A 13,220-nucleotide genomic window follows, 5' to 3' on the forward strand; every position below is an offset into this window, starting at 1 on the left:
TTGAAAATCGTCGAATGGTCGTCACTTGTTCGGGTGCCGGTCATCGGACCGCGTCCGATGTACCGCCGAGCCGTTCGGCCGGCCAGTCCACGGCGCTGCGTTCAGGTGCGGACCGCACCGGTCCGCCCGACCAGGCCGCCACCTGGTCGTGTTCGGCACCGATCAGCAGCGGTGCGTCGCCGACGGCCAGCGTCGGGTCGGCGGTGAGCGCGTCGATCACGGCGACGAACCGCCGGCAGAACGCGGCGATCGTGCTCTCGTCGAACAGCTCGGTGGCGTAGAGCACCGATACCGGCCAGCCCTCGCCGGATGCCGCCTGCGATACCACCACCGTCAGATCCAGTTGTGCGGGCACCACGGGCGCGGCCACCGGTGACACCTCCAGACCCGCGATGCTCACCTCGGCATCGGCGATCGACGCACCCGGGTTGAAGTTCAGCATCACCTGGGCGAGCGGCGAGAATGCCTCGCTGCGCACCGGATCGAGCGCCTCGACGAGGGTTTCGAACGGGATGTCGGCGTGCGCGAATCCGTCGAGGTCGTCGGTGCGGGTGCGCTCGAGCAACGCGGTGAACGGCTGATCGGGGTCGACGGCGCTGCGCAACACCAACGTGTTGACGAACATCCCGATCAGCGGCGACAGCACTTCCTGCGCCCGGCCGCTGATGGGTGTGGCGATGGCGATGTCGTCGGTCGCCGACAGCCGGGCCAGCAGAACCGCCAGTGCGGCGTGGACCACCATGAACGGCGAGGCGCCCAGGTCGCGTGCCAGAGCGTCGACGCGCTGGGCAACCGGTCCCGGGATCTCGGCGGTCACTCGTGCGCCGACATGGGAGGCGACCGGCGGGCGCGGCCGGTCGGCCGGTAGTTCAAGCACGTCCGGCAGGCCCGCGAGGTGCTCGCGCCAGTAGTCGAGCTGGCGGCCGACCACCGATGACGCGTCGTCGGCGGAGCCGAGCACCTCGTGCTGCCAGATCGCGTAGTCGGCGAACTGCACTGTCGGTGCCTCCCACCGCGGTTCCTGCCCGGCGAGCCTGGCGGTGTAGGCGGTGATGATGTCGGTGACCAGCGGTGCCAGTGATTCGGCGTCGGCGCCGATGTGGTGGACGACCACCGCGAGCAGGTAGTCGCCGTCACCGCCGCGCAGGGCCACCCGCAGCGGCCATTCCCGGGTGACGTCGAATCCGGTTGCGGCGGCGGCGAGCACCTCTTCGTCGGTGTCGACGGTGCGCCACACACCCCGGCTGTCGAACTCGGCCATGTCGCCGATCAGCTGATACGGGGAGCCGTCCTCCGATGGGAAGCTGGTCCGCAGGATCTCCTGGCGGGCAACCACATCGATGACGGCCGAGCGCAACACGGGCACGTCGAGATCGCCGCGCAGCCGCAGGATCGCGGGGATGTTGTAGGTGGGCTGGGCCGGATCGAACTGGTTGATGAACCACATCCGCTGCTGCGCGAACGACAGCGGAATCCGCTGCGGCCGCGGATCGACGGCGGTGATCGGGGTCGACGCGACTCCCAGGCCGGACGACACCACGACCAGTCCGCGTACGGTGGGCGACTCGAAGATGTCCCGCACCGAGATGTCCACGCCCAGAGCGTCACCGGCGCGGGCGGCCAGCCGCATCGCCGACAGCGAGTTGCCGCCGAGATCGAAGAAGGAACCGGTCACCGACACCTTGTCCACACCGAGCACGTCGGCGAACGCCGCGGCGACCGCCTCCTCGGCGGCGTTGACCGGCACCTCGAACTCCGCTTCGACCGAGGCGAAATCAGGTTCCGGCAACGCTTTACGATCAAGTTTGCCCGCGGAGTTGAGCGCGATGTCGTCGAGCACCATCCACACGCTCGGCACCATGTACACGGGCAGCGCACGTCGTGCCGCCTCGGTGACCGCGTCCACATCGGGCCGCTGACCCGGCCGGCCGGCCAGATAGCCGACCAGATGCTGAGAACCGCCCGGACCGTCGGCGACGGTCGCGGCCGCGTGCACCACACCGGGAGCCGACGCCAGGACCGATTCGATCTCACCGAGTTCGATGCGCTGGCCACGCAACTTCACCTGGAAGTCGGTGCGGCCCAGGTAGTCGATGCTCCCGTCCGGCGACCGGCGCACCAGATCGCCGGTGCGGTACAGCCGCGCACCGGGCGCACCGTACGGGTCGGCGATAAACCGGTCGGCGGTGAGGTCGCCCCGCGAGGCGTAGCCGCGGGCCAGTTGCACACCGCCCAGGTACAGCTCGCCGGGCACACCGTCGGGCACCCGATGCAGGCGGGCGTCAAGGATCACCGCCGACGAATTCCATACGGGCACACCGATCGGCACCGACAGGTCGCCGGCGGAAACCGTTTCGATCTTCTCGTAGGTGATCTCGACGGCGGCTTCGGTGGGGCCGTACAGATTGTAGAACAGGATGTGCGGCAACGCTTCACGCACCTGCGCGGCCACACCCGGCGGCAATGCCTCACCGGTGGTGGAGATGATCCGGATCGACGACATCGCGGCCAGCCGTTCGGTGCCCACCAGGTCGAGGAACACCGACAGCATCGACGGCACGAAATGCACCATGGTAGCCCGCGACTGTTCGATCACGTCGGCCACGTACAGCGGCTCGAGGTGGCCTCCGTCGCGCAGCACCACCAGCTTCGCGCCCACCATCAGCGGGGCCAGCAGTTCGGGCACCGAGCAGTCGAAGGTGTACGGGGTCTTCTGGATCACCGTGTCGCCGGAGTCGATCGGCAATTCGTCCAGACCCCACCACAGGCGATTGACGACGGCCTCGTGGGTCAGGGTCACACCCTTGGGCCGGCCCGTGGAGCCCGACGTGAACAGCGTGTACACCGCGTGGTCCGGGGTCAGCCGGGCCCGGCGATCGGGGTCGGAGACCGGCGGTTCGGACAGGTCGCAGTATCCCGAGCAGTCCACGACGATGGTATGAACCCCCTCGGCTCGCGGGGTTGATGACACGTCCGAGACCACCGCGATCTCGACACCTGCGGTGTCGAACATGTACTGCACCCGGTCCGCGGGGGCGTCGACGGCGATCGGCACATAGTGGCCACCGGCGGCGATTACCGCATGAATGGCCACCATCATCTCTACCGAACGCGGAATACATACCGCCACGGCCGATTCCGGTCCGACACCGGCTGCGATCAGGTCGCGGGCGAGTCGGTTGACGCGGGCACCGAACTCGCGGTAGGTCACCTCGCGGTCCTCGAATCGCAACGCGACCGCGTCGGGGGTGCGGGCGATCTGCGCGGCGACGGCCTCGGCCACGGTGCCGGCGGGCACCGACATCTCCGGACCCCACTCCACGTCGCCGGAGACGGTGTCCGAGGACAGCAGCAGGTCGCAGTCACCGACGAGGATCTCCGGGTCGGCGGTGACCTGCGTGAGCAGCGACAGCAACCGGGCGCCGAATGCGTCGACGGTGGCGGCATCGAACAGGTCGGTGGCGTATTCGAGCGAGATGGCCCACTGTGCCCCGGGAGGTGCGCCGACGCCGACGGTCAGATCGACCCGGGAAGTCGCGGCCGGTGCCTCGACGGGGCTGACGGTGATGCCGGATACGGCGACCGGGCGTGCGGGAGCACCGTTGTTGAAGAACAACAGCACCTGTGCGAGCGGTGCGAATGCCTCCGAACGCACCGGATTGAGCGCCTCCACCAACGTCTCGAACGGCAGTTCGGCGTGCGAGTAGCCGTCCATGTCGGTCTGCCGGACCTGGGCGAGCAGATCCTGGAACGACCGGCCGCCGTCGATCCGGGTACGCAGCACGATCGTGTTCACGAACATGCCGATGAGCGGGTCGAGTGCCGCCTGCCCGCGGCCGGCCACCGAGGTACCCACCGCGACATCGTCGGCCCCGGACAGCCGCGACAGGACGACCGCGAGCGCCGCGTGGAAGACCATGAACGGGGTGACATCGACATCGGTGGCGAGTTCTTCAATGGCCGAGGACAATTCGGTGGGAACCGGTACCGACATGACCGCGCCGCGTTGACTGGCCACCGGCGGCCGGGGCCTGTCTGTGGGAAGTTCCAGTAGATCGGGCATGCCCGCGAGTTGCTCTGTCCAATAGGCGAGCTGACGGCCGACCGGCGATTCGGGGTCCTCGGGTGAGCCGAGCACCTCGTGCTGCCAGATGGCGTAGTCGGCGAACTGCACCTCGAGTTCGGTGAACTGTGGCTGCTGCCCGGCGGCGCGCGCCGCGTAAGCGGTGACGAGGTCGGTGACCAGCGGTGCCAGTGATTCACCGTCCGCGGCGATGTGATGGGCAACCAGCGCGAACACGAAGTCCTCACCGGTCCGCCACAACCGGAACCGGATCGGCCACTGCGCGGTGAGATCGAATCCGCTCGTGACGGCGGCCTCGACCTCGGCCTGCGAGTCGACGATCGCCCAGTCCAGCTGCGGGGCAACCGATTCGATGGGCGCAATCAGCTGGTACGGGACGCCGTCGGCGGCCGGGAACGTGGTGCGCAGCACCTCATGGCGCCTGACCACGTCGATGACCGCCGCATGCAGCGCCTGCGCATCCAGCGACCCGGACAGACGCAGTACCGCCGGAATGTTGTACGTCGACAGGCCGGGATCGAACCGGTTGAGGAACCACATGCGCTGCTGCGCGAACGACAACGGGACCCGGTCCGGTCGCGGGTCGACGGCCGTCACCGGTGCGAGCGCGGTCGAGTTCCCGGCGACAGCGGCGATCAGCTCACGCACGCTCGGCGCCTCGAACACGTCGCGCAGCGTGACCTCCACGCCGAGGGCGGCCGACGCCCGCGCCGCGACCCTGGTGGCCGACAGCGAGTTTCCGCCCGCTTCGAAGAACGAGGTGGTCACCGACAGCTCGTCCACACCGAGAATCTCGGCGAACGCCGCGGCGACGGCCTCTTCCCGTGGGGTCTGCGGTGCGACGTACTCCCCCGCCTCGATGACGGGTTCGGGGAGCGCGCTCTTGTCGAGTTTGCCGATCGGGGTGCGCGGGAACTCGTCGAGCACCATGATCGAGGCCGGGATCATGTAGTCGGGAAGATGCTGTCCGGCAGCGGCTCTCAACTCGTCTACGTCGATCTCGGCGCCCTTGTCGGCAACAACGTACGCGGCGAGCGCGGTGGCCACCGACCCGCCCACACCGACCACGACCGCCGAATGAACCGACGGGTGCCCGGTGAGCACGGACTCGATCTCGCCGAGTTCGATGCGCAGTCCCCGCAGCTTCACCTGGTCGTCCGAACGCCCGGCGTATTCAAGTTCGGTCGCGCCGTCGGCGCCTCGGCGCACACGCACCAGGTCGCCGGTCTTGTACATCAGATCGCCGGGGTTGCCGTGCGGATTGGCCACGAACGCGCCCGCGGTGAGTGCCGCACGGCCGAGGTACCCGCGCGCCATCCCGAAGCCGGTGATGTACAGGTCACCCACCGCACCCGTCGGCGCCGGACGCAGCCGGCCGTCCAGCACCATCAGTCCGGTCCCGGTGAACGCATCACCGAGCACCACCGGGGCGCCGACCGACAGAGGTGTCGAGATCGTCACGGCAACGGTTGTTTCGGTGGGACCGTACAGGTTCTGGAACCGGCGGAACGGCGCCCAGGCGTCCTTGAGGGACTGCGGTACGGCCTCGCCACCGACGTACACCATCCGCAGCGCGGGCAGCGTCGCCGGGTCGAGTGTCGCCAGGACAGTCGGGGTCAGGAAGAGGTGGGAGACCGCCTGCCGGGACATGAAGTCCTGCAACACATCTCCACCGACCGCGTCGACCGGACGGTAGACGAGCGCACCACCGGCGGTGAGCGCCATCATGTATTCGAGCACAGAGGCGTCGAAGCTCGGCGAGGCGAACCCGAGGATCCGCGAGTACTCGTCCGCGTTGGCCCGGTCGACCAGTTCGCGGCCGAGGTTGGCCAGACCCCAGTGGGTCACGGCCACGCCCTTGGGGCGGCCCGTCGAACCGGAGGTGAAGATGATGTAAGCGAGGTTGTCCGGGCGAATCGGGCGCAGCCGGTCGTCGTCGGTGATCGGCCGTCCGTCGAGCGCGGTGACCTCGGCCTCCACCGCCGGGTCGTCGAGCAGCACGTATTCGATGTCCGCCGTGGCGCCACCGGAACCGTCCGCGTCCGCGTCCGCGTCCGCGATGATCGTCAGACACAGCGACGCCGCCGAATCCGCGATGAACGCCTGACGGCGGTCGGCGGGGTAATCGGGGTCGACGGGCACATAACCGGCACCGGTCTTGGCGACCGCAGCGATGGTGACGAGCAGTTCCACCGAACGGCGCATCGAGATCGCCACCAGGTCCTCGGCGCCGACTCCGCGACCGATCAGCCAGCGCGCCAGACGATTCGACCGCTCATCGAGTTGGGTATAGCTGAGCGTGGCACCGGAGCCGTCGATCACCGCCTGCCGTGGGCCCCACTTCTCGGCGGCACGGGCGAACAGGTCACCGAGCACCACCGGATCGACACCCCGACCGCCGGTGAGAACGTAGTCGGCGTCCACGATCTGCCTGGTGACCGGTGCCGGTGCGGCGACCGACGGTCGCTGCCTGGTCAACCCGCTCACCCCCGAGCCCAACTCGATGTCGCCGACGGCGATATCGGGATTGTCGAGCACGGCGTCGATGATCGCGAGCAACTGGTCGGCGAACACCTGCACGGTTGCCTCGTCGAACAGATCGGTCGCGTAGACCATCGACGAATGCCATGGTCCGGTGTCGGTCTGACCGATGCCGACGAGCAGGTCGACCTTGGCCGGCACCTCGTCGGTTCCGACGCCCGAGACCGTCAGCCCGGCAACCTCTCCGGTGGCGGTGTCGACGTCGGCAAGTTCGGGGAGCACGGCCCTGTTCAGGCTCAGCCACACCTGCGAGAACGGTGAGAACGCCTGCGAACGCACCGCACCCGCGGCGTCGGCGACCGTCTCGAACGGCACGTCGGCGTTGGCGACGGCGTCGAGGTCGACGGCCCGTGTGTTGCGGACGAAGTCGCCGAACGACAGCGATCCGTCGACGTGGGTGCGCAGGATGAGCGTGTTGACGAACATACCGATCAGCGGGTCCAGGACACGCTGACCACGGCCGGCGACCGGTGTACCGATCGCGATGTCGTCGCCGGCCGACAACCGGGCCAGCAGCACCGCCAGTGCGCTGTGCACCACCATGAACGGGGTGGCACCGACCTGCGCCGCATACTCGACGAGGCGGCTTCCGGTGTCGGCCGAGATCTCGAAGCCCAGGGCGGCCCCCCGACCACTGGCAGTCGACGGCCGCGGCCGGTCGGCGGGCAGGTCCACCACGTCGGGCAGGCCGGCGAGCTGACCGCGCCAGTACTCGAGCTGGCGGCCGACCACCGATTCCGGGTCGTCCGGCGAGCCGAGAACCTCATGCTGCCAGATCGCGTAGTCGGCGAACTGTACCTCCAGCGGGGAGAATTCGGGGGTGCGGTCGGCGGCGTGCGCGCTGTAGGCGGTCACCATATCGGTGATCAGCGGGGTGCGCGATTCACCGTCGGAGGCAATGTGGTGGGTGACCACGCCGAGCACGTAGTCGTCGGTATCGTCCAGTTCGAGTACCCGTACCCGGATCGGCCACTGCTTGGTGACGTCGAATCCGGCGCCGATGGCCTCGGCGAACTCGGCAGGCTCATCGGTGACGTCCCAGTCGAGTTTGGCGCCGATCGTGGAGGCGCGGCCGATCTTCTGATAGGGCACGCCGTCGGCCGCCGGGAATGTGGTGCGCAAAACCTCATGCCGGGCAACAACATCTACGAGCGCGGCGTGCAGAGCGTCGATATCGAGGTCGCCGGAGAGTTTCAGCACCGTCGGCTGGTTGTACACGGCCGAATCGGTATTCATCTGGTTGATGAACCACATGCGCTGCTGCGCGAACGACAACGGGATGCGCTTGGGACGATCGGTGACGGCCACGATCGGGGCCAGCGCCACCTGGTTTCCCACGACGGCGGCGGCGAGGCCGCGAACGGTGGGGGTATCGAAAATGTCGCGCACCGAGACCTCCACGCCGAGCGCCTCTCCGGCCCGGGCGGCCAGACGCATCGCGGCCAGCGAGTTGCCACCGAGATCGAAGAAGGACTCGGTGACGCCCACCCGGGTCAGGCCGAGCAGGTCCGCGTACACCGCGGCCAGTGTGCGCTCGGTGTCGGTGTCGGGCGCCACGTACTCGGCCGCGGCGGTCTGCAGATCAGGCGAGGGCAGCGCACGCCGGTCGAGTTTGCCCGACGAGTTGAACGGCACGGTCTCCAGCAGAACCCACACCGTGGGCACCATGTAGGCGGGCAATGCCGCTGCGGCGGCGGCCTTCACCGCATCCAGGTCGACCGTGGCAGGCGCCAGGTAGCCCACCAGGAATTCGGCACCGGTGTCGGAGGCGGCAACCGTCGCGGCCGTGTGCACCACGCCCGGTGACGCCGCCAGGACTGCCTCGATCTCGCCGAGCTCGAGTCGCTGGCCGCGCAGCTTGACCTGAAAGTCGGTGCGGCCCAGGTACTCGATCTCACCGGCGCGATTCCGTTTGGCGAGATCTCCGGTGCGGTAGAGACGTTCACCCGGCGCTACGGGATGGGCAACGAAACGTTCGGCGGTCAGCCCCGGCTGCGAGGCGTAGGCACGGGCGATCTGCACCCCGCCCAGATACAGTTCGCCCGGTACCCCGTCGGCCACCGGCCGCAGTCGCGAATCGAGCACCAGCATCGAGCAATTCGCACCCGGGGCGCCGATCGGTACGGTTGTCTCGTCGCCGGCCATCGGCCGCGCGGTCACGTCGATCGCGGCCTCGGTCGGTCCGTACTTGTTCACCACCACCACATCGGGCAACAGCCGTGCGGCCTTGGCGACCACCGAGGCGGGCAGCGCCTCGCCTCCGGCCCAGATACGTTTGAGCGCGGGCAGTTCGCGTGGCGCCGATTCCATTCCCTCCAGGAACACCGCCAGCAGTGACGGCACGAACTGCAGGATCGACACTCCGTGCGTCTCGATCAGACCCAACAGGTAGGCCAGGTCGCGGTGCCCGCCCGGTGCGGCGATCACCACCGCCGCACCCATTGTCAACGGCGCCAGCAACTCCAGACCGGAGGCGTCGAAGGTATACGGAGTCTTGGCCAGCGCCACCTCACCGGCGCCCTGTCCGGCTGCGTCGAACCAGGTGAGGACGTTCACCAGCGCCGCGTGGTCGAGGGTCACACCCTTGGGGCGACCGGTGGAGCCGGAGGTGAACAGTGTGTAGATCGCCGATTCCGGCCGCAGCCGGGTGATCCGTTCGGCGTCGGTGATCGGGGCTGCTGACAGGTCGATATCGCCGGAGCAGTCGATGACGACAGTGCGGATGGTGCCGGCTCGCGAGGTTTCGGGGCTCGTCGCTTGCGCTCCTCGCACCTCAACCGGCGAGGGGGTCGAATCGTCCTCATCACGTGGAGAGGGGTTCTGCCCCTTGCCGGTTGAGGTGTGAGGAACGAGCCTCGAAACCACCGGACTCTCCGTGTCGGCGACCAGCAGCAGTTCCACCCCGGCGGTGTCGATCATGTACTGCACACGGTCGGCGGGCGCCTCGGTGTCGATGGGCACGTACTGGCCGCCTGCGGCGATGACGGCGTGAATGGCCACGAACATCTCGACACTGCGGTCGATCATGACGCCGACCGCGGACTCCGGACCGACACCCGACGAGATGAGTTCCCGGGCAAAGGTAGTGACCCTGGCCCCGAACTCGGCGTATGAGACACTGCGCTCACCGAAGATGAGCGCGGCCCCGTCGCCACGCGCACGGACCTGCGCGGCCACCATGTCGGCGACGGTCGCGAACCCCACGCTCAACGGCTCACCCTCGGCCGCGGCGAGTGCCGCACGCTCGTCGGCGGTATCGAGCAGAATCGCATCGCCCACGGCCACACCGGGATCGGCGGTCAGCCCGTCCAGAAGCCGGACGAATCGTTCCCCGATCGTATGCGCCGTCGACTCGTCGAACAGGTCGGTGGCGTACAGCAGCGACAACGACCACGGCGTGTCGGCGGGACCCGAATGCACCACCACCGACAGGTCGGTGTGCGCGGGAACGACGGGTGAGGCGACGGGCTCGAAACCGATCCCGGCCACCGACACGGCCGCGTCACCGGCCGAGGCCGCCGGATCGAACGACAGGGTCACCTGCGCCAGTGGCGAGAACGCTTCGGAGCGAACCGGGTCCACGGCCTCGACGACCGACTCGAAGGGCACGTCGGCATGGGCGAATGCATCGAGATCGGTGCCGCGTACCTGCTCGATCAGCGCGGCGAACGACGTCGCCGGATCGACCCGCGCACGCAGAACCAGGGTGTTGACGAACATGCCGATCAACGGGTCGAGGACGGCCTGTCCACGGCCGGCTGCCGGAGTGGAGACCGTGATGTCGTCGGTGCCGCTCAACCGGGACAACAGCACGGCAAGTGCCGCGTGCACCACCATGAACGGGGTCGCACCGGACTGTCCGGCGAGTACCTCGATACGTTTGCCGATAGCTGCGGGAATCTCTAAGTCGGTGGAGGCGCCACGGTGCGAGGCGATTCTCGGCCGCGGCCGGTCGGCGGGCAACTCCAGGACATCGGGGGCTCCGGCGAGCGCTTCACGCCAGTGGGCGAGCTGCTTGCCGATCACCGACTCCGCATCGTCCGGCGAGCCGAGAACCTCGTGCTGCCAGATCGCGAAATCGGCGAATTGCACTGGGAGCGGGGCGAAATGGGGTTCGTCGCCGGCGGCCCGCGCGGTGTAGGCGGTCACCAGATCCATCAGCAACGGCAGCATCGACTCACCGTCGACGGCGATGTGGTGTGCCACCACCGCCAACACGTTCTCCTCCGGACCCACTTCCAGAACCCGCACCCGCAGGGACCACTGCCGGGTGACGTCGAAACCCTCCCCCACGGCCTCTTCGAGTTCGGACAGGTCCTCGACGATGTCCCAGTCGAGTTTGGCGCCGATCGTCGACACCTTGCCGATGCGCTGATACGGCACACCGTCCGACGACGGGAAGGTGGTACGCAGCACCTCGTGGCGGGCCACCACGTCGACGACGGCATCGCGCAGCGCGTCGACATCGAGCGGGCCGGTCACCCGCAGGACTGCCGGGATGTTGTAGGTGGCGTTGGATTTGTCGAACTGGTTGATGAACCACATGCGCTGCTGCGCGAACGACAACGGGATCCGGTCCGGGCGCGGGTCGACGGCGACGATCGGCGCCAGGGCGACGGCGTTACCGGCGACCGCCGCGATCAGCTCCCGCACCGACGGCGCGTCGAACACCTCCCGCACCGACACCTCGACACCGAGTACGGCACCCGCGCGGGCGGCCAGCCGGGTGGCGCCGAGCGAATTGCCGCCGAGGTCGAAGAACGAGGCGGTGACCGAGACCGGCCCCTCGCCGAGCAGCTCTTCGAAGACCGCGGCCACCGCCGTCTCGGCCTCATTGGCCGGGGCCACGTACTCGTGCGATTCCAGTTCGGGTGCCGGTAGCAGCCGGCGGTTGACTTTGCCGGAGGAACCCAACGGCATCTCGTCGAGCGGAACCCACAGGGTGGGCCGCATGTATTCGGGCAGGATCTGGGCGATCGCCTTCTTGACGGCCTCGATGTCGACGTCGGCCGGAGACAGGTAGCCGACGAGGTGATCGCCGCCCGCCAGCCGGGTGACCCCGGCGGCCGCGTGCACCACGCCGGGCGCCGATGCCAGGACCGCCTCGACCTCGCCGAGTTCGAGACGCTGCCCGCGCAGCTTGACCTGGAAGTCGGTACGGCCGAGGTATTCGATATCGCCGCCGGAGTTCCAGCGGACCAGGTCGCCGGTGCGGTACAGCCGGTTGCCCGGCTCGCCGAAGGGGTCGGCGACGAATCGTTCCGCGGTCAGGTCCGCGCGGGCGGCGTAGCCGCGGGCCAACTGCACGCCGCCGAGGTACAGCTCACCCGGAACACCGGCGGGAACCACCTGGAGCAGGCGGTCCAGGATCATCGTCGAGGTGTTGGGCACGGGTCCACCGATGGGGATGGTCCGGTCGCCCTGCCGCACCTCGTATGCGGTGACGTCGACGGCTGCTTCGGTGGGGCCGTACAGGTTGACCAGCCGCAGCGACGGCAACGCCGACAGCAGGGCGTTCGCCGGACCCCCGGTGAGGGCCTCACCGGAGGTGAACACGAATCGCAACGAGTCGAGCCGCGCAACCTGCCCGCCCAGCGCGTCGACGAACGCCGACAGCATCGACGGAACGAAGTGGACGACACCGACCTGGTGGGCGGCGATGGTGTCGGCAAGGTACTGGGCGTCGCCGTGCCGGCCCGGTTCGGCGATGACCAGACCGGCGCCGACGCGCAGCGGCAGGAACAACTCCCACACCGACACGTCGAAGGTGGTGGGGGTCTTCTGCAGAAAAATGTGGTCAGCGGTGAGGCTGTACCACAGACGCATCCATTCGAGGCGGTTCACCACCGCCTCGTGCGACACGGTCACGCCCTTGGGGCGACCGGTCGAGCCGGAGGTGAACAGTGTGTACAGGGCCGTCTCCGGACGTACCGGCGCCAGGCGTTCACCGTCGGTGACCGGCGGCGTGGACAGGTCCACCTCGCCCGAGCAGTCGACGACAACGGTGCGGACGCTGTCGCCGTGCGAGGTTTCGACGCCACTCGCCTGCGCTCGCGGCACCTCAACCGGCGAGCTATTGCCGGTTGAGGTGTGAGGAGCGTCAGCGACAAGCCTCGAAACACCGTGAGGTTCCGTGTCCCCGGCCACGAGCACGATCCGGGCACCCGAGGTCCGCAGCATGTACTCGACGCGATCGGCGGGCGCCTCGGGGTCGAGCGGCACGTAGTGGCCGCCGGCGGCGACGACGGCGTGGATGGCCACCAGCAGTTCGACCGAACGATCGATACTGACGGCGACGGCGACGTCGGGGCCCACGCCACGCAAGATCAGGTCACGGGCCAGAACCGCCACGCGGGCCGAAAATTCCTGGTAGCCCACTGCCCGGCCGCCGAACGCGAGTGCGATCCGCTCCGAACCTGTAGCTGCCTGAATGAATTCAGCCACGTGTTACTGCCCCTTGTCCTGGTTGCCGGCTGGTCACGACGTACCCGGTGTCTCCGGGTGTCGTACCCGGGTACCTGCTGGTCGGCGGTGGGCAACGTCGCCGTGGGGGCATCGCCAGGCGTGTCACCACGCCACGCGATGCCCTCACCGC

Annotated in this window: 1 pseudogene; it reads right to left on the bottom strand. The window is 68.6% G+C overall.

Annotation, left to right across the window (positions count from 1 at the left end):
* Nucleotides 1-40: 40 nt before the first annotated feature.
* Nucleotides 41-13,069 (bottom strand): annotated as a pseudogene (locus GII31_RS17220) (amino acid adenylation domain-containing protein); the annotation flags it as partial.
* Nucleotides 13,070-13,220 lie beyond the last annotated feature (151 nt).

It is taken from the genome of Gordonia pseudamarae, from assembly GCF_025273675.1.
GTDB lineage: Bacteria > Actinomycetota > Actinomycetes > Mycobacteriales > Mycobacteriaceae > Gordonia > Gordonia pseudamarae.